This window comes from Mesorhizobium ventifaucium, assembly GCF_935822925.1.
Lineage (GTDB): Bacteria > Pseudomonadota > Alphaproteobacteria > Rhizobiales > Rhizobiaceae > Mesorhizobium > Mesorhizobium ventifaucium.
Genome location: NZ_CAKXZS010000004.1, coordinates 13,733 through 31,952, shown reverse-complemented (window position 1 = coordinate 31,952; position 18,220 = coordinate 13,733). Strand labels below are relative to the sequence as shown.

General features: G+C 58.7%; 13 protein-coding genes and 2 pseudogenes. 9 read left to right on the top strand and 6 right to left on the bottom strand.

Annotation, left to right across the window (positions count from 1 at the left end):
- Positions 1 to 264: 264 nt before the first annotated feature.
- Entirely contained in the window at positions 265 to 2,415 is a 2,151-nt protein-coding gene (locus NMG70_RS03775) for a GDSL-type esterase/lipase family protein (protein WP_254023287.1), read from the top strand.
- 115 nt (positions 2,416 to 2,530) lie between these two features.
- Here the strand turns inward: NMG70_RS03775 and NMG70_RS03770 are convergent, their stop codons facing one another.
- The 3 genes from NMG70_RS03770 to NMG70_RS03760 form a co-directional block, all read right to left on the bottom strand.
- On the bottom strand, positions 2,531 to 3,436 hold the full coding sequence (locus tag NMG70_RS03770) for a Vgb family protein (RefSeq protein ID WP_367185490.1): 906 nt from the start codon (positions 3,434 to 3,436) through the stop codon (positions 2,531 to 2,533).
- A 299-nt stretch (positions 3,437 to 3,735) separates the two neighbouring features.
- On the bottom strand, positions 3,736 to 4,038 hold the full coding sequence (locus NMG70_RS03765) for a hypothetical protein (protein WP_254023403.1): 303 nt from the start codon (positions 4,036 to 4,038) through the stop codon (positions 3,736 to 3,738).
- Positions 4,039 to 4,556: 518 nt separating this feature from the next.
- Positions 4,557 to 5,279: a Crp/Fnr family transcriptional regulator gene (locus NMG70_RS03760; RefSeq protein ID WP_254023286.1), complete on the bottom strand. Its 723-nt coding sequence runs from the start codon at positions 5,277 to 5,279 to the stop codon at positions 4,557 to 4,559.
- Between the two features lie 383 nt (positions 5,280 to 5,662).
- Here NMG70_RS03760 and NMG70_RS03755 point away from each other — a divergent pair, with 383 nt between their 5' ends.
- The 8 genes and pseudogenes from NMG70_RS03755 (at position 5,663) to NMG70_RS03720 (ending at position 14,023) form a co-directional block, all read left to right on the top strand.
- Positions 5,663 to 7,030: an exopolysaccharide biosynthesis polyprenyl glycosylphosphotransferase gene (locus tag NMG70_RS03755; protein ID WP_254023285.1), complete on the top strand. Its 1,368-nt coding sequence runs from the start codon at positions 5,663 to 5,665 to the stop codon at positions 7,028 to 7,030.
- A gap of 118 nt (positions 7,031 to 7,148) precedes the next feature.
- Positions 7,149 to 8,228, top strand: coding sequence for a lysylphosphatidylglycerol synthase transmembrane domain-containing protein (locus NMG70_RS03750; protein WP_254023284.1), 1,080 nt, complete (start codon positions 7,149 to 7,151; stop codon positions 8,226 to 8,228).
- Positions 8,225 to 8,983 (top strand): glycosyltransferase family 2 protein, encoded by a 759-nt coding sequence (locus NMG70_RS03745; RefSeq protein WP_254023283.1) that lies wholly within the window; start codon positions 8,225 to 8,227, stop codon positions 8,981 to 8,983. The genes NMG70_RS03750 and NMG70_RS03745 overlap by 4 nt, the downstream gene beginning before the upstream one ends.
- Positions 8,984 to 9,031: 48 nt before the next feature.
- Positions 9,032 to 9,949, top strand: coding sequence for a hypothetical protein (locus tag NMG70_RS03740; RefSeq protein ID WP_254023282.1), 918 nt, complete (start codon positions 9,032 to 9,034; stop codon positions 9,947 to 9,949).
- Entirely contained in the window at positions 9,942 to 10,919 is a 978-nt protein-coding gene (locus tag NMG70_RS03735) for an NAD-dependent epimerase/dehydratase family protein (RefSeq protein WP_254023281.1), read from the top strand. Before NMG70_RS03740 ends, NMG70_RS03735 begins: the two co-directional genes overlap by 8 nt.
- A gap of 215 nt (positions 10,920 to 11,134) precedes the next feature.
- Positions 11,135 to 11,596: pseudogene (locus tag NMG70_RS33185) on the top strand (hypothetical protein); the annotation flags it as partial.
- Between the two features lie 451 nt (positions 11,597 to 12,047).
- Positions 12,048 to 12,626: pseudogene (locus NMG70_RS03725) on the top strand (SDR family NAD(P)-dependent oxidoreductase); the annotation flags it as partial.
- Between the two features lie 35 nt (positions 12,627 to 12,661).
- Positions 12,662 to 14,023 carry a hypothetical protein gene (locus NMG70_RS03720; protein WP_254023280.1) on the top strand — a complete coding sequence of 454 codons (1,362 nt, stop codon included), beginning with the start codon at positions 12,662 to 12,664 and terminating at the stop codon, positions 14,021 to 14,023.
- Positions 14,024 to 14,097: 74 nt separating this feature from the next.
- On the opposite strand, the gene NMG70_RS03715 is transcribed toward NMG70_RS03720, so the two are convergent.
- The 3 genes from NMG70_RS03715 to NMG70_RS03705 all read right to left on the bottom strand — a co-directional run bounded on the left by NMG70_RS03715 (position 14,098) and on the right by NMG70_RS03705 (position 18,219).
- Positions 14,098 to 15,249 carry a glycosyltransferase gene (locus NMG70_RS03715; protein ID WP_367185489.1) on the bottom strand — a complete coding sequence of 384 codons (1,152 nt, stop codon included), beginning with the start codon at positions 15,247 to 15,249 and terminating at the stop codon, positions 14,098 to 14,100.
- A 259-nt stretch (positions 15,250 to 15,508) separates the two neighbouring features.
- A complete protein-coding gene (locus NMG70_RS03710) occupies positions 15,509 to 16,657 on the bottom strand; it encodes an acyl-CoA dehydrogenase family protein (protein ID WP_254023278.1) in 1,149 nt (382 codons plus the stop codon).
- Entirely contained in the window at positions 16,657 to 18,219 is a 1,563-nt protein-coding gene (locus tag NMG70_RS03705) for an amino acid adenylation domain-containing protein (RefSeq protein WP_254023277.1), read from the bottom strand. The genes NMG70_RS03710 and NMG70_RS03705 overlap by 1 nt, the downstream gene beginning before the upstream one ends.
- Position 18,220 lies beyond the last annotated feature (1 nt).

Here is an 18,220-nt window from a genome sequence, read left to right as displayed (position 1 = left end):
GGTCGCCCGGCCAGCGCCACCGTGCCCCGTGTCGCGCCAGATGCAAGTTAAAAAAATGTTGCATAACCACCTAAGATGGTAGCAAATGTTGCGCTGCAATACTTGAGAGTGCGTTGCAACATTGACTTTGTCTAACGACTTCAGGCTGAAAGGCCTGCGGCATCGGTTTCGACTGGCCGATCAACTGTGACGATCTCGAGCCTTTCTGCTGCGCGGCCTAGGCGGTGATGCCCGCGAGAAGCTTTGCCAGGTGGAGAAAACACTATGACGGTGTTCTATGATAGCAGCCGTCCAGACGCTTTCGTCGGCGGAGCCGGCAAGGACGCCGTGAGTTACGGCGCTGCGTCGCGTGGAGTCATCGCCGATTTGGCTTCCGGCCATGCTTACAAGTTGCTGAAGATACTGCCGCTGGGCGATTCCATTACATATGGAGTAATCGCGAGCTCTTCCGATACCGAAAGCGGCGGATATCGGAAGTTTATGCTGGAACAGTTGAGCGCACTCAATGTGAAGATCGACTTTATCGGTTCCTCGTCCAATGGACCCGCCAGCATGGGCGATCGGGATCACGAGGGTCACCGCAACTGGACGCTCAATCAACTGAACGGCATCGACAACGATGTCGTTGCAGCTACGAAACCCGACGCCGTGCTGCTGATCGCCGGAACAAATGACAGCTCGACCGATAGCGTGCCAACGATGCTGCAGGATCTGCGCACCCTGTTGCTCAGCCTGACCTCCAGCGATCCCGCCTTGACCGTCTTCGTCGGATCCTTGCCTCCCGTTCGCGTCGGCCAACAGTCGCAAGCGCGGGCAGACCGTGTCGATGCGTATAACGATGCAATGCCCGGTCTGATCTCCGAACTGGCCGCCCAGGGGCATAAGGTCATCTTTGTCGACATGCGTGATCTGACACCAGATGACATCACCGCGCCGCCGCTTGACAGCGGGCTGCATCCGACTGCCGGGGGCTATGCAAAAATCGCCTCACATTGGATCGACGCCTTGGAACAACATCTCGGCCTGGACGGGACCGGTATCGGAAGCGACCGCGATACCTTCACCAGCATTGAAAATCTTACAGGCTCTGCCTTTGCCGACCAACTCGGCGGAAACGAGGGAGCCAATTTGCTGGATGGGCTGGCTGGCGATGATTTGCTGGAGGGCCGCGGCGGCTCCGACCAACTCATCGGCGGAGTCGGCGCCGACACGCTTGTCGGCGGCACGGGTAATGACGTCTACTATGTCGACAATGCAGGTGACAAAACCATCGAAGAGATCAATGGCGGCTTCGACGAGACGCATGCTTATATAAACTGGACCCTGGCCGAAAACGTCGAAAACCTCTTCCTGAGGTCGGCTGCCAATCTGGCGGCAAAAGGCAACGGGCTCGCCAACACCATGGTGGGCAACGGCGCAGCGAACACGCTCGAAGGCCTCGGCGGCGCCGATCGGCTGGACGGCCGGGGCGGGTCGGACCGGCTCGTCGGTGGCCTCGGCGCCGATATCCTCATCGGTGGAACGGGAAACGACAGCTTCGTCTTCGCCGCCGGCCATGGCCACGACACCGTCACCGACTTCGACCTTTCCGGCGACGATCTCCTGGAGATTTCAGGATACCAAAATTTTAGCGAACTCCGGCAGGTCGGGAGCGACACGCTGGTCGTCTTCTCCGACACTGACACCGTTCTCCTGAAAGACGTGACCAGCGCCTCGTTGAGCAGTTCGGATTTCGTCTGGACCGATCCACTCGATGAGCCGCCGCCGGGGTCAATCGTAGGAGACGACGGCGACAATACGCTTACCGGCAGTTCCGGTGCTGACGTCATTTATGGAATGGACGGCAGCGACATCTTGGACGGAAAAGCGGGCGCCGACACGCTTGTTGGCGGCACGGGTAATGACGTCTACTATGTCGACAATGCCGGTGACAAAACCATCGAAGAGACCAATGGCGGCTTTGACGAGACGCACGCCTATACAAACTGGACCCTGGCCGAAAACGTCGAAAACCTCTTCCTGAGGTCGGCTGCCAATCTGGCGGCAAAAGGCAACGAGCTCGCCAACGCGATGGTCGGCAACGGCGCAGCGAACACGCTCGAAGGCCTCGGCGGCGCAGATCGGCTGGACGGCCGAGGCGGGTCGGACCGGCTCGTCGGTGGTCTTGGCACCGATATCCTCACCGGTGGAACGGGAAACGACAGCTTCGTCTTCGCCCCCGGCCATGGCCACGACACCATCACCGACTTCGACCTTTCCGGCGATGATCTCCTGGAGATTTCAGGATACCAAAACTACAGCGAACTCCGGCAGGTCGGGAGCGACACGCTGGTCGTCTTCTCCACCAGTGACATGCTTTCACTAAACGGTGTCCTCGTTGCAAGCATCTCGAACAGCGATTTTCTCTTCGTGTAGAGCGGCATCTCCCTACGCGATGTCAAAGGACAGTCGATGCACGCGGTCTCCTCGCGCAATTGCCCTTCGTCGCTGCCTCGACCTCTTTTGCTTTATTTGCCCGTTTCGGTCTCGATCAAGACAAGGCGGTCGGTACCGGACTCCGCGCCCCATACCTCGCCGGAGCGCCCGTTGAGCTGGCGCACGTTGGCGTTGTCGCGGTCGGACGGGAAGCTCGCGAAGGTCTGCGTTTTCGGGTCGAAGCGGACGATGGCGTTCGCGCTGAAATCGGTGAGCCAGACCTTGTCGCGTTCATCGACATAGACGGCATAGGCCTGTGGCTCGTCTCCGGGCAGCTTCCAGCTGCGCCAATCATTTGCTGCCGGATCGAACACGCTAGTCTAACCTGGCCGGAGTTCCATTCGCTGACCCAGATGCGGCCTTTGGAATCCGACCAGACGCGGCGGGCGCCCTGATCCGCGGTCGGCGGGTCGATCGGGGAAGCCTCGCCGATCGAAACATCGATCCTGGCGATATGGTTGCCGGCCAGCGAGGCGTAGTAGACCTCACCGGACGGCGTGGTCGTGATCCCGTAGGGGCCGCGACCGCGCGGGGCGTTCCAGACGTCGACCTTGCCGCTCGCCGGATCGAGCCTGCCGTAGATGCCCTCCTGCCCGGTGAACCAGAGCCTCCCGTCCTTGTCGAAGGAACCGGTGTTGAGGTTAGCGTAGCCGTACCCCTCGGGGAGCGGAAAGGCCTTCACCGCTTCCGTTTCGGGATCGACGCGGACGATGGCGTTGAGGCCGCCGTCGGTCACCCAGGCGGCGCCGTCGGGACCGACGATCACGCTGTGCGGCGCCGAGCCGTCGCCGAGGGTGATTTGCTCGACGGCGCCTGTATCAGGATCGAGCCGCCCAAGCGCGCCCTGTCCCTGGGCGGTGTACCATACGGAGCCATCCGGCGCCGGAGCGACATCGTGCGGGCCGGCGCCCTCCGGAACGGGATAGTAGCGGACCTCCTCCGCGGCGGCACGCGCGGCCACCGACCAGAACAGCGCGGCGAACAGCGCCGACGCAATCGTACGAAATATGGCGAACTCCTCACATCGCGAGGTTCAGGTTGCACAGCGAGCGATCAACGTATCCTTTTCGCGCCACTGCGGCGGCCGAGCCGCAGATGCCGTGCTCGCGGTGCCGCTTGCGGATCAAAGTCAGGAGCTAGTGCAGCCCCTGCCCTCGCCTAGGCCTGCAAGCCCAGAATCGTCGATAGGCGATAGCATCGTGGGACAACCTCCATAGGACGACGGGTCGCGGCCAAAGCCAGGCTTTTCGGCGGAAGCCGTCAGCTTTGCCCCAAAAACGCACGCGCCAACTCTTGCCATTCCTCTTCAAGAGTCAAGGTCGAAGGCGTGGCATCGCAGCGACGATACCAATATTCCGCATTGGATTGATCGCCTTCCTTGCGATGCAGGTAGGCATGCACGCGCATGCCCGCCGCGTCGTCGCGCAGCTGCGCGCTCTCGTGTGCCTTATCCCAATCGCCCTTTGCATCCCACCACAGCGCCTGCAGGGCCGGGGTCAGGCTGGCGGGCGGCTGTGATTTCGCAATCAAATCTCTGAAGGCTTGCAGATCCAATTTTTCCACCGACGTGATGTATATGAGCGGCCGATAATAATCCCGGATTCCCCAACAGCAAAGTCGCACCGCGCGCAGCAAAGAGGCGGTGCCCTGGTGCGTGCCATCGTCCAATCTCGGGCGGTACAAAAAAGCGCCGCCGATTACCGGTCGCTCGCGGTAGCTGGCGGCGCGGCTCCTGACGCCGAGCCATAATTTTTTCGCGACGCGTTCCAGCTGCAAGCTGACCGCTTGGGCAAACAGTCGACCCTTAGCTGCTTCATTTCGCAAGCTGCCGAGCCGCATCTGGGCCAGGAGGTTGCGCCGGCCGGTGTGGCGGTGCTCCAATTCCACCGGGAGCCGAGGGTCCGTTGGGATGCTCCGGGCTGCGCGAGTGCGTTGCCATCTCGCCGGCAGTGTCCGGTGCGGCGACCTACGACGCCGACGTAAAGGACTCTACAGAGCGATCCGAGCACGACCGGCACCACTTCCGGTTCATTATCTTCCCGGAGGATGGCGTGGAGATGCCCGAGCACACGGTAAAGGCATCATTGAACGATCAAACGCGAGTAGCCAAGAGCAACAGACTCTAATGCGGTGCGATTGAGAATTGTCAGCGAGCCGTGGTCGTATTGGGTCAGATACCGCCGTTCCCATTCTCTCAGGCAACGATTCACTTTCGCTCGAGACGCCGGGATCATTGCCGCGAGGTCGGTCTGCGAAATGTGGATTCTCAGAGCTCCATTCACGGTAGCCGTGCTGTGCGGGGTCTCAGTCAATCGCAAGAGCGTGCTCGCTAATCGAATGGATAGGGCATTCGACGCACTGTGGATCACTCGCTCTTGCGCGTCGTGCGTTGCTTGGCATAAGTACGGGATCACCTTCAGTGCGAGATCTGGGTGCTTGTCGAAAACACTAGCCATGAAAGCTGCTTCGATTTGGAGCAAGTCGCTGTCCACAACTGATGCAGCGTTCATGTTACTGTGTCGCGCGATGAACAATCTAGTCAAGTCGAAAGTGTCACCGGGACCGAGATCGGAATAGATGAATTCTCGTCCATCTGAGAGGGGAACACTAAGACGAACTTTTCCGTGGATTATGTAGTAAATATAACGCGGTATGTCTCCAAGGCGAGTTAAGACTTTATTCTTTGGAACTCTCCGTAAGATGGCTGCTTTCGCCATTTCGCTAAGAGTATCTTGCCCAAATTGCCGAAATAAGCGTATGTTGTTCAGTTGTTTGACCCGAACCTCAGCGCCATTCTCTGTCATGGCTCCCTCTCCCTGATAGGCTATGCGCCCCGCCCCCCTAAAGCATTTGCCTTGACCACCTCTTTGAACGAGTCCGACCTCCAGTCCGTTCTCGCGCAAACGCGTCAAGGCAGAAAATATTAACACATTAGGATACGATAAAATAGCGACTCGTCTGTGCCCGGGGTAACAGCGGCATGTCTCTGAGACATTTAAATCAAATCTAACCGACTGAAAGCCGTTGGGATAACCCCCTCCTTATGGGATGGCGTGTGCCATGACCCAAGGAAGGGATGCAACAGGATTCGGGGGGTCGTCTCATGCGGCATGCACCAACCGAGGCGTCGCGTGCGCTCTGGAAGCGGAGCGTAGAGCCGCTACGGCTCCCCGTGGGAGCAGTTTGCATGTTTCTCGCAACTGCTGATTTCCTCCTTGGACAGACAATATTTCTTGCGTCAATTGAGCTCTACCATCGGGCCTTCGGCGTGAGGCCGCCAGATATCTGGGATTCGATCTGCATAAGTGTTACCGCCGGTCTGTTGCTGGTCGCATTCATGACCGCCAGGGGCGCCTACACGGTTAGTGGCATCCTGGACGATCACTGCAGGATCAAAACACTCTTCAGCGGCTGGCTGTTTGTTTTCTTTTCAATTCTCTGGCTCGCCTTTCTCACGAAGACGACGTCGACGTTCTCGCGCGGCTCCTTGACGCTGGCGTTTGCGGTCGGATTCCCAATCCTGCTGCCTGGCCACGCGGTTCTAGCGCGTGGGCTGAAACGGCTTCTGGCGGCTGAGAAACTCGTGTTGCGCACAGTTTATCTGTTTTACTCCGGCGTTCCTGGGAAGGAACAGGGGATAATCAACAAGCTTGGGCAACAAGGCATCGCGGTTTGTGGTGTTTCGAACATTGAGAACGATGACGGCACGATCGCAGCACGATCGGTGCATGCCGCCGTCGCAGCTGCACAAGCTGCGTTCCGTAATGGCTCGTATGGGGCAGTTTATCTCTTTTGCTCTTGGGACCAGCGGAAGTTGATCGAACGCATCCTGGAGGAAATGTCCCGCCTCCCGCTGCCGATCTATCTTTTCGCCGACGCCTACATAGATAGAATTCTGGCTGGAAGCCCGCTGCACACCGGCTGGCAGCGAGCCTTCGAAGTCCAGCGTGTGCCGTTGAGGCCTGCCGAACGCCTGCTCAAGCGGCTGTTCGATGTTGCTGTTGCATCCCTGCTACTGCTGTTCCTGTGTCCGTTGATGGCCTTGGTCGCATGTGCCATAGCGCTCGAGAACGGTCGCCCTGTGCTGTTCCGGCAGATGCGACGAGGTTTTGGTGGTAAGCCGTTCAATATTTACAAATTCCGATCGATGACGGTGCAGGAGAACGGTACACAAATTCTCCAGGCTCAGCGTAATGATGCGCGGGTTACCCGACTTGGCCGAATATTGCGCCGGTCAAACATCGACGAGCTGCCGCAATTATTCAACGTGCTTCGGGGGGAGATGTCCCTGGTTGGGCCCCGACCTCACGCCGTCGCTCATGACGACACCTATACTTTGACCATTGCGAGCTATGCTTATCGCCATCATGTAAAACCCGGTCTAACAGGGTGGGCTCAGATCAATGGCTTTCGAGGGGAAACGAAGGAACTCTGGAGGATGGAAAAACGCATTGAGCATGACCTCTGGTATATACAATCCTGGAGCATGCTTCTCGACATTAAGATAATTTGGAAAACTGCTTTACTGATATTTGCGGATCGCAACGCTTATTGATGTATCGCAGCTTTTCAAGAAGCTGAATTGATATATGTACTCTGCCGTCCAACTGATTGTACGGATAGTTTGGTGAAGTTGACATAATTGATACCGCTCAGCAACGGGTTGATGGTTCATGCAGAACTATGGTCCACTGCGTCAGTTAAAGCGCGAAGACTGTGATTGGCCGATTGGCTTGCAGCCGAAGAAGGCGACCGATCTTGCTTCAGCGAATGGCGCGCGAGCAGTTTCGTGGAGCCGACCGATCGGCCAAGCGCTATTCGCCATGGCGACCATCATGTGTCTATACCTCGGTGCCGCGGTTTGGGCCGGGTGGGCGGATTTTCGTGGCGCAATCCAACAAATGTCTCTTTCGACGCTTCCTATGGCCATCAGCTTAGTCTTTCTGGGATTGGGTCTGCGCGCGTGCCGTTGGCATTATTTCACGCAGAAATTGAATTGGCCCGTCCCCGTGCACCTCAACGTTGTCGCATTCTTGGCAGGCTTCGCCTTCACGGCAACACCGGGCAAGGTTGGCGAGGTTGTCAAATCGGTGCTTCTACGCACTCGCTACGGGATCTCATTGACGGAAGGTTTGGGAGTACTCATGGTCGAACGGCTTGGTGACGTGCTGGCCATCCTACTCCTAACCGCAGGCGGTCTTGCCCTTCTAGCCGACGGATTTTTTTTCCTTGTCATAGCCACGCTACTCGTTGCCGCTATGATGGTCGTTGTGGGCGTCCGATCGATCTATGGCGCGATTCTTGGGAGGATTGGGACGATCCCGGGACTTCGCGGCATTGTTAGCCGCATCCTCCTCTTGTTCGACGTCGCACACGAGCTGCTTCAGCCGTTGCCCTTTCTCGTCGGGATAACGATAGCGATTGTCGCTTGGGCGTGTGAAGGCTTAGCCCTTCACATAATCATCCGTGAATTTGGCATTGAGGCTTCAGTGCTAACCTCGTTGTGCGTGTTCGGCTTCGCCACGTTGGCCGGAGCTCTTTCGGGGTTGCCTGGAGGCCTCGGCAGCACGGAAGTTGTGATGGTCTTGTTGCTCACTCAGCTTGGTATGCCCGTGGCCGTTGCCGCAGTGCCAGTAGTGGTGTTCCGAGTGTGCACCCTGTGGCTTGGCAGTCTCATTGGCGTCAGTTTTATGATGGTCTGGTTGGCTTTTTGCGAAGAGAAACGTGCTGATGTCACTCGGGAATCACTATGATTATACTTGTCGACCGTTTTGAATCCGCCACTGTCATTCTGCCTGTCATCAACGAAACGACCTCGCTGGTGCAGACAGTCGAGATCATCCTGCGCGACGTCAAGGATCAATTAGAGCAAATAATAATCGCGGTGGCCGATCGGACAACGCAAGAGTCGATGGCGGTCGTGGAACAGATCCGTTGCGACTGCGGCGATCTCGTGGTGGTGCATCAGCAGAAGCTGCCTTTTCTCGGCGGCGCGATGCGCGAGGCTTTCGATTTGGCACGCGGCAGCCATGTGATCCTTATGGCTAGCGACCTCGAGACAGATCCGAATCTCGTTCGGACGCTGATTTCCGAGGCGGAAATGCACCCATCGGCGATCATCACGGCATCGCGTTGGTGCGACGGCGGATCATTTCAGGGCTACTCGACAATTAAGCTGGCGTGCAACTGGATATTTCAGCGCCTTTTCTCCCTCTTGTATGGAACATCGCTTTCGGACATGACCTATGCCTACCGCATCTACCCCACACGCTTAGTCCAAGCGATCCGGTGGGAGGAACTCCGGCACCCGTTCCTGTTTGAGGCCCTCGTCAAACCCCTACGGCTAGGCGTGCCTGTGATCGAGATTCCTGCTACTTGGACGGCACGAACGGAAGGCGCTTCGCAGAACACCTTTTTCCGTAACTTTGAGTATTTCCGGGTCGGAATGAAAGCGCGCTGGGCCTCGAGATGTTCGTTGCTCAAACCCGGAGTTGACATTCTCGGGTAACACAATTGCCGCCACTCGCAATCTTGCCGAACGGCTCACGAGACTCCCATGAAAAAAGTCATTGTCACGACGACGATCAACCCGCCCACGAAGGCTATCGAAGGCTTTCAGGCCATGAGGGATTGGGACCTTGTTGTGATCGGTGACAAGAAGACCCCCAAGTATCACCTTGATCGCGGGATCTACGTGTCGCCCGAAGATCAGGAAAAATACGACCGAGCTCTCTCTGACGCCATCGGTTGGAACTGCATTCAAAGGCGCAGCTTCGGATTGCTTTGGGCCAAAGACCTCGGCGCTGACGTCGTAGCGTTGGTCGATGACGACAATATTCCCTTGCCCGGTTGGGGCGACGACCTGATGGTCGGCAAGGAAGTCGAAGTAGACTACTATGAGACAGATTTGCCCGCGTTCGATCCCCTTGGCGCTACGAATCACGGACAACTTTGGCACCGCGGCTATCCACTGCCGCTTCTTTCGAAGCGTAACTACAACCAGAAAAGTCGCCGAAAAGTGATCGTCAACGTGCAGGCTGATCTTTGGAACGGCGATCCCGATATTGACGCGATTTGCCGCATGGAGCATGCCCCAGAATGCACTTTCGATCCAGAACGACTACCGATGGCCGCCAACAAGATGTCGCCCTTCAACTCTCAAAACACGTTCCTTAGCGGAGCATACCTTAAGGATTACTTCCTGTTTCCTCACGTAGGTCGAATGGATGATATCTGGGCGTCCTTCTACGTGCAGGCCAAAGGTTGTCGTGTCATCTATGGCAAGGCATCAGTATACCAGCAGCGTAATGAACACGACCTGCTTAGCGATATGCGCCAAGAATACCTAGGTTATGAAAACAATCTGAAGATCGTCAACGACCTGGCGCGTGATCCGGCGTCCATTCTCGCCTATCTGCCCGGTCGGTCAGCCTGGGCATTTCAACTGTACCGGAGGCACTTTAATCATGGGTAAAGTCCTTGTGACCGGTGCGGCCGGTTTTGTGGGAAGGCACATGGTCAGGCGATTGCTCGATGTGGGACACGAAGTCCATGCGGTCGATTGCATAGCGGAGTACACCGGCGGTATCCACCCAGGCGACGGTTGGCCGCTTTTTGATCCACGCGATTACCGAAACTTCCGTTTCTACAAGGAGGATTGTCGCGCGTGGTTCGAACGGGTGCAGCACGACGATTTCGACTACGCATTTCATCTCGCAGCCATGGTGGGCGGGCGGCTTATGATTGAGAACAATCCCCTTGCTGTGGCGGATGACCTTTCAATCGATTCCGCCTATTGGCAGTGGGCCAAGATCGCTCAGCCCAAAAAAACGGTTTGTTTCAGCTCCAGCGCCGCCTATCCTGTGAAATTGCAACGGCCGGATCACTACGTGTTGCTTTCTGAGGACATGATTAAGTTTGACGATGACATCGGTATGCCGGATACGAGCTACGGATGGGCGAAGCTAACGTGCGAATATCTGGCCCGGCTTGCTTGGGAGAAATACGGTCTCAACTCGATCTGCTATCGTCCGTTTTCGGGTTACGGCGAAGATCAGGATGACGCCTATCCGTTTCCGAGCATCTGCAAACGAGCGCTCGCAAACAAGGGCGCCAATGTGCTGTATGTTTGGGGCACGGGCACCCAGATGCGCGACTTTATCCATATCGATGACTGCGTGGACGGCGTTTTCGCGTGTGTAGATCAGATTGACAATGGGGATGCAGTCAATTTATCAACTGGCCTTCTCACTAGCTTCATCGACTTCGCACGCTTGGCCGCTCAGATCATGGGATATTATCCAGAGATCAAGGGCATGTCTAACAAGCCCGCCGGCGTTCATGCCCGCGGCGGCGACACCGCCAAACAGAAGCGGCTCGGCTTCCAGTATAAGATCACTTTTCAAAGCGGCGTCGAACGCGCTCTTGCTTACTACAGCCGGTAGGGCGCTTTAGATAATCGAGGCATAACGGCACCGGCCGAGGCGGCGCGAGAGAAGCCGGTGGCGATAGGCGCAAACGGCGCGGCCGCGGTTCCCCAGGGAACCCCTGCGGCCGTAACGGGGAGCGGCGAGCGGCCGCAAGGACAAACGATGACCAAGGGCCTGCGGATCACCCCTGTCCTCCTCTCTCCGGCGGAACCGGGTCCCGTCTCTGGCCTCTATCTCGGGAGGCCTATCCCAAGCAGCTTCTTCCGCTCGTCGGAAACGGCCCAGACCGCGCAACGGGCGCTCGACCACCCAACTCGTTTCAACGCGCCGCTCGTGGTCTGCAACGAGGAGCATCGCTTCAAGCACCTGCGCGCGCTCGGAATCGAGGACGCTCGGATCATCCTCAAACCCGAGGGGCGAAACACCGCGCCGGCCGTCTACGCAATACCGTGGCTAGGCCCGCATCCCGCGATCCTCGACTCCCGCGGAGCGGAGACCGCTTTGCACGCCGGCACACTCGACGATCCCAATCAATCGTTTCCCCGACCCCGGAGTACAACTACGGCTCCGCTCAAATGCTATCTTGGGTGTGCCGATCTCGCGCAAACGCGCTAAGGCAGAACTATCAGAACATAAGGGTACATAAAATAGTCCGCCCCGCTGTGCCCGGGGTAACAGCGACACGCCTCTGAGCGGCTTAAATCAAATCGGGCCGACTGGAAGCCGTTGGGATAACCCCTCCTTATGGCGTGTTCCTTCACCCAAGATGGAGAAGGGGCGCAACAGGATCGGGTTCGTCTCCATGCGGCATGCACCCATCGAGGTATCGCGTGCGGTCTGGAAGCGGAGCGTAGAACCGCTACGGCTGCCTTGGGGAACAGTTTGCGTGCTTCTCGCAACCGCTGATTTCCTTCTCGTAGAGACAATACTTCTTGCGGCGGGGGCCGGGTGGATCTGTACGTCTGGAGCGCTGCGGCGAGGCCCTGGTGGCCGGCGGCACCCCGCGGCTGCTACGGCAATTGCGCGGCACGATGCCGTTCGCCGTGTCGCTGGACGAGGGCGGATCGCGCTGGCGCGATTACGTGTGGGCCCTGCGGCCGCACCAATGGCTGAAGACGCGACCTCCGGCATCGGCACGGGGCCACGGCCCGGGCGGTCGAACTCGACGTCCTCGACCGCGCCGAGCGCGAGGCGTTTCTGGTGGGGCTCGACGAGGTACCCGGCACGGTGGTTTCGGTGGTCGGCCTACCGGGCGACCAGAAGGCGGCCGAGGCCGATCCCGAGGCCACGCGAATGATCATGAAGACCAATTATGTCGCTCCGGCGCTAGTCCTCTCGGCTCTGGCGAACCGTATGGCCGAGCGAGGCGCGGGAACGATCATCGGCATCAGCTCGGTGGCCGGCGATCGGGGCCGGGCGACGAACTATGTCTACGGCTCCGCCAAGGCGGGTTTCACGGCTTTTCTGTCCGCCTTGCGCAACCGCCTCGCCGGGCGCAGCGTGCACGTGATGACCGTGAAGCCCGGCTTCGTCGCAACCCGCATGACACGCGGCCTGAAGCTCTTCAAGGCCCTAACGGCCAGCCCGGATCAAGTTGCCAGGGCTATCGTGGAGGCGCAGCTCACGAGGCGCACCGTGAGCTACATCCTCGGGGGCTGGCGTCTCATCATGCTCATCATCCGCCTCTTGCCGGAGCCGATCTTCATGCGGATGAAGATCTGACTGGACCGGGCCGGCGGTGTTTCGGGAGCCGAACGATGGACCAACTCAATTCTCATCACGACCGGTGGCTCACCCGCAACCTCTACCTGGTGTTACTCGGTCTCCTGTTCCTGCTCAATCTCTGGATGTTGAGCGGCAATGACGTCCTGTGGAATCAACAAACCTACGGGGACGTGGACGAGGCCAAGCACTATCGCCGCGCCCTTCTGTTCTCGCGCATGCTCGGGGGTGACAGTTCCTTCAAGACCATCGCGACTTTTTACGTCAACGGGACTTGGCCGCCGCTCTACCCCATGACCATAGGGTTCGTGCAGCGCCTGACCGGAGCCGATCTCGCCGCGTTGCGCGTGTTCAACATGGCGATGGTCTATGCCGGGTTAGCGCTCCTTACGGCCGCCATCACGGATGCGCGTCTCCGGGCCGCGAGCGTGATCCTCGCCGTCCTGTTCGTGGTCGGTACCCGAAACTACTTCCAGATTCGGCCCGAGAACCTTGCCATCCTGCTCATCGCCGCCCTGATTTTCCTGATAATGCGCAAGGGTCTGTTCTCGGCCGATGAAGGGGACGCCCGCTGGCGGGGCGCTTACGGGACGGCCGGAATCCTCGCAGCGCTCATCTGCCTGACCCACGCGGTTTTCCTCTTCGCCGCGCTTTACCTGTCGGTGCTCGCCTGCCTGTGCCGACGCGCCCGCGCGATGTTCTTGATCGGCTTCCTCGCAATAGGCGGACCCTATATTGTGGCACAGAATTTGATTCACAACGGCTTCGTCCTCTTCGCGACGAGCGCCGAGGAGAACCTGGCGATCAACAACCACCCGTTCCTGCGAACCCATCCGCAATCAGCCGCGAAGGACCGCCTCTTCGAAGAGGTGGAGCGCCGCTACGCCGCGGGCGACAAGGTTGCATTCCCAAAGCCACGTCTTCTTCCACAGAGGAGTTACGAGCGATGGCTGCACGATGAGAACAAGCGGCGCATCTTCAAGGCCATCGCCCTAGACGAGATCCGGAGCGATCCGGTTAGCGCCCTGCGGCGTATGGCTCTGCGTTTCTGGACGCTCGTGAGTGGGTATGGGTGCTTGGTCGATGACCTCCACGTGGGCGATCGCCGCTACGGTTGCTTGATCTCACCTGCGGCAGATCAGGTGTTTTACGGTCTTCTGGAACTAGCTGGCCTCCTCGGGTTTGCTGTAGCCGCCATGCGGGAATGGGGACGGTGGCGCAGCTTCTCCTTCGTGGTGTTCTGCCTCGCCATGCTCATGCCCATGGTCGTCATCCATGCGGTGGTGCGGCACTTCAACATTGTCCTACTGCTCAGTGCCTTTGGCGGGCTCATGCGCTTGCCGGATTGGAGCTCGCGACTCGGCAGGGCCGATGGAGTGCGAGCTCCGGTTTCCTAGAGTCATATCTGAGATCGCGATTCGCCGAGGGCTTCCCGATCATGGGATGGCGCAGCCGCCTTGAACCATGCAGCCTATGAGCTTCCGCTCGACGGCATCCGGTTCTCGACTTCCTTCAAGATGTTCTTTGCGCGTGTGGTGCGGCTATGCTTGGCCAGAAAGTCTATCTTCGCCTGCAGACCAATCTGATCCCGAAACACCTTGTTTTTGCGCAGGCGATGAAGAGCTTTGACCCAGTCGGACGGGTTGTCTGGCGACACCAGAACGCTGTTGACGCTATCCCTCAAAACTTCTCGGATAACTGACAGGTCGGAGGACACTATGGGTTTGCCATGCGCCATGTATTCAAAGAGCTTGAGCGGCGACATTCCCTCAGCGATATTTCGACCGCCGCCCTGGCCCTCTACATTTCTAAGGTAGGGCGCGAGTACAACGTCCATATCGGCCAAGTAGGCACATGTCGCGGCGTGAGGAACGTAGCCATGAAACACTGTGTTCGGGCATTTGGCCAGCTTCGATGTCCAATACTCTATATCGCCCGGTGTTCCCCCGACGATGTGAAATGTCGCCCAGCCGCATCGAGGCGCAATATCGCTTATTATCTCCATGCCTTTTCCCTTATACAGATGTCCGACATAACCAACCTTGAACGTGCCGCTGAGGTTGCATGGCTCGACATTCGGCGGAACAGGATCCGCGCCATTGGGCGCGATGAGAAATTTTCCCGCATGTTGAGGAAAGAGGCGGATGCTGTCGTCTCGCAGGCGTTGCGACGTGACGACCAGCATACGGAATGCCTTTAGGCCTATCACTTTGGCAAGGCGCTGACGCTGACGTCTGCTCAAACTGCCAATCGGGTCGTGAAGCTCAAAAACGGTCGTGAACCCGAAAAGTCCGGCAGAAACAAGCGCTACAGTAGCCGAGCGTGTAAAGACGACATGCGGCCGCAGCCAGACCGCAGCAAGCAGCGCCAACACAGCAAAAAAAAGCTCCCGGCCGGGCACAGGCCAAAAGGGTACAGGGAGAACGCGGAATGGGAACTCGGTACCGAATCCGTATTCGCGCGCGATCTTTTCATAATGATCCCGTGTATTCATGGAGGCGCGTGGAAGCGCTAGTAGGACCTCCGCTCCGGCAACCCGAAATGCATGGCACATCTTTGCGACTTGTACCGCATTGGCGGCCGGCGCCGGGACGTGCGCAGAATGTATATAGAGAAGCCGCATCCACAAAGCCTATCTTTCACGCGTCGCGGCTAGTCTAGTTCTTCGCCTCTGAGCCGCAAGTTCGGAGACCACGAGCCTGGGCAGACGCACCCAAGTCGAACGACAAAAGCGCCCTCCGCAGTGGTGGCTCCGTGAGTTGTGATAGTACCACTCTCCGGTTGCCTCACCAAAATCGAGCACCCTCTTTCGCGAACTGAGGGCAGGCCCAGCGACAGCTCACGCCGCCCTTCACCCGGACAGGTTCTGACCACAGCCGTCATCAAAGCCCCAGCCAGCCAGCAATAATGTTGCGCTGTATCTCCGAAGTTCCGGAATAGAGTTTGCTGCCGATGGCATCACGCACGGCACGTTCGACGTCGAATTCGCTCAAGAAACCATAGCCGCCGAAGACCTGGACGACATCGAGCGTGGTGCGAACTAGCGATTCGCTCACAAAGAGCTTTGAAACAGCGGCGTCGAGGGAAACGGACTGGGAGCGCTCAAGGCCCCACGCCGCCTTATAGACGAGCAGTCGGGCCGCCTCCACCTGCATCTTCATGTCGGCAATCTTATGGGCGACCGCCTGGTGCTTGGAGATGGCCTGGCCGGACTGACGTCGGGTGCGCGTATAGGCCACTGCCTTTTCCAGAAGCCGCTCCATGGTGCCTATATGACTGGCGAATAGGCACGCCCGCTCCCAGTCCATGCTATGAGCGAACAGCCTGGAGCCGCCGCCCACTCCACCGAGAACAGCGTCCTTCGAAACAAATACGTCCTCGAAGACAAGCTCCCCGATCGGAGACGTCCGCAGTCCCATTTTTTCGAACTTTTGCGCGACCCGATAGCCGGGCAGCGCGCGGTCCACGAGGAAGCTCGTGATGCCGCCGAAATACCCCTTGGCGCGGTCAGTGACAGCAAAGACGACGGCAACATCTGCCACCGGCCCGTTGCTCACGAAGGTCTTCGTGCCGTTGATTAGAAAGCCGTCGCCATGAGGCTCCGCCCGGGTTTGCATCGCAAATGCATCGGAGCCCGACTCCGGTTCGCTCATCGCATTGGCTGCGATCAAGGTGCCATCACAGAGCCCCGGAAGATATCGATTCTTCTGCTCTTCAGTGCCGAACTTCCAAATCGGCACCACGCAGGCCAGAAGGTGGGCGCAGATCGAGAAGACCAAGCCGGAATCCTCGCAGCCGTAGCCAAGCGCATCGATTGCAATGGCCGTGGACAGGGAATCGAGACCGGCTCCCCCGTAGGCCTGGGGGACTGGCAGGCCGGTCAGGCCCATCTGCGCGCAAGCCCCCCACAACTCGCGCTGGAATACTTGGTCTCGGTCGCGCTGCCTGACATCTTTATTGAGCTTATCTTGCGCGAAGCGAAGGATCTGGCCACGCAGGATACGCTGCTCCTCGTTCAGCGCGAAATCCACTACTCCATCCTCATCAGATGCTGGTAGTCGATTTTATCTGTCGATGTCTTGGGAAGTAACTGCTGATGCGAGAACCAGTCCGGGGCCATGTAGGCCGGCAAGTTGTGGGCGCAGAACCGCTTCAGCTCGATGAGCGACAGCGCATGGCCGTCGCGCGAGGCATAGAACACCTTTATGGAGACGCCCGACTCCTCCGAGCGAGCGATCGCCGCCACCTCGGAGATCGCTGGATGGCGATAGAGCGCCGTCTCGATCTCGCCGAGTTCGATCCGATATCCCCGTCTCTTCACCATCCGGTCGCGTCGACCGCGGAAGGTGTAGACTCCGCCATCGCCTTCGATCACTACATCGCCGGTACGGTACCAGCGACCGCTTGAATCGACATGAAAAGCGGCGCTTGTTCGCTCAGGCATGTTCCAATAGCCCAGCATCACGGGAGCACCGCTGATTGCGAGCTCGCCTTCCTGGCCTCGCGGCACGTTGCGACCATTCGCATCGATCACGCGTGCCTTAACATGCGAGCAGGCGCGCCCGATCGGAAACGGCGCCGAGCGGTCTTCGGCGATCGTCTGCGGGATTTCGTAGTAGGTACAGACGTTGGTTTCGGTTGGGCCATAGAGATTCAGGTAACGTGCGCGTGGGACCACAGCCTTTAGCCTGCGCAGATGCTTGACCGGAAAAACCTCGCCGGCAAATAGAATGAACCGAAGAGCGTGGTCGTCGCGAGCATCAAGGCTGCCGTGCTCGACCAGAAGCGTGAGTACGGAGGGCGTGGAATACCAGACGGTCAACCGCCGCTCGGCGATAACCGACGCCATCCGGGTCGGATTCTTGCCGAGCTCCTCACCGATGAGGAATACGGTCGCGCCGTGCTTCAGCGGTACGAAGATGTCGAGAATAGACAGGTCGAAATGTAAAGGCGCATGGGAGGAGAAGCGGTCGTTCTCGTCAGGGGCGAGGATATCGGAACACCAGTCCACGTAGCTCGAGCCATTACGATGCGTCAGCATCACGCCCTTCGGCTGGCCGGTCGAGCCCGAAGTGTAAAGCACGTAAGCGAGGTTGTCCGGCTCCGGCCGCGCCGATTCGTCCTCCACCGCCAAGCCGCCGGCCTCTACGCGAGCCAGGTACGTCGCGAGCGGCGAGGGACCGTCGGACCAGTCGAGCGGCAAGAGCCGAGGTTCCGCAGCCAAACGCGCTAACTCATAGCGCAAAGTTTCGGCTCTGGACGACTCCACGAAAATCGCGCGCACGCCGCAGTCGTTAAATATGAACGCGTTACGCGCAGGCGGTGCCAGAGAGTCGACGGGCACATAGGCCGCGCCCACCTTTAAGATGCCGAACAGAACAGCGAGCGAGGCGATGGATTTTGGAAGGCAAATGCCGACGCGGTCCCCCGGCCGGACGCCGATCCGACGCAAATGGTCGCGGACTTGGTCCGACAGCGCGTCGAGCTCGCCGTAGGTGATCTGCCGCCCAGAGCTCGCCTCGACAGCGGCGCACGTCTGGGGATACCGCCTCGCGCTCTGTTCCAGATACTCGTGTAAGGCAGCGACCGTCATG

Excerpts from the sequence above, each read along its gene's own strand:
- NMG70_RS03775 (WP_254023287.1), top strand. The coding sequence starts at position 265 with ATGACGGTGTTCTATGATAGCAGCCGTCCAGACGCTTTCGTCGGCGGA.
- NMG70_RS03760 (WP_254023286.1), bottom strand. The coding sequence starts at position 5,279 with ATGACAGAGAATGGCGCTGAGGTTCGGGTCAAACAACTGAACAACATA.
- NMG70_RS03755 (WP_254023285.1), top strand. The coding sequence starts at position 5,663 with ATGTTTCTCGCAACTGCTGATTTCCTCCTTGGACAGACAATATTTCTT.
- NMG70_RS03750 (WP_254023284.1), top strand. The coding sequence starts at position 7,149 with ATGCAGAACTATGGTCCACTGCGTCAGTTAAAGCGCGAAGACTGTGAT.
- NMG70_RS03745 (WP_254023283.1), top strand. The coding sequence starts at position 8,225 with ATGATTATACTTGTCGACCGTTTTGAATCCGCCACTGTCATTCTGCCT.
- NMG70_RS03740 (WP_254023282.1), top strand. The coding sequence starts at position 9,032 with ATGAAAAAAGTCATTGTCACGACGACGATCAACCCGCCCACGAAGGCT.
- NMG70_RS03735 (WP_254023281.1), top strand. The coding sequence starts at position 9,942 with ATGGGTAAAGTCCTTGTGACCGGTGCGGCCGGTTTTGTGGGAAGGCAC.
- NMG70_RS03720 (WP_254023280.1), top strand. The coding sequence starts at position 12,662 with ATGGACCAACTCAATTCTCATCACGACCGGTGGCTCACCCGCAACCTC.
- NMG70_RS03715 (WP_367185489.1), bottom strand. The coding sequence starts at position 15,249 with ATGCGGCTTCTCTATATACATTCTGCGCACGTCCCGGCGCCGGCCGCC.
- NMG70_RS03705 (WP_254023277.1), bottom strand. The coding sequence starts at position 18,219 with ATGACGGTCGCTGCCTTACACGAGTATCTGGAACAGAGCGCGAGGCGG.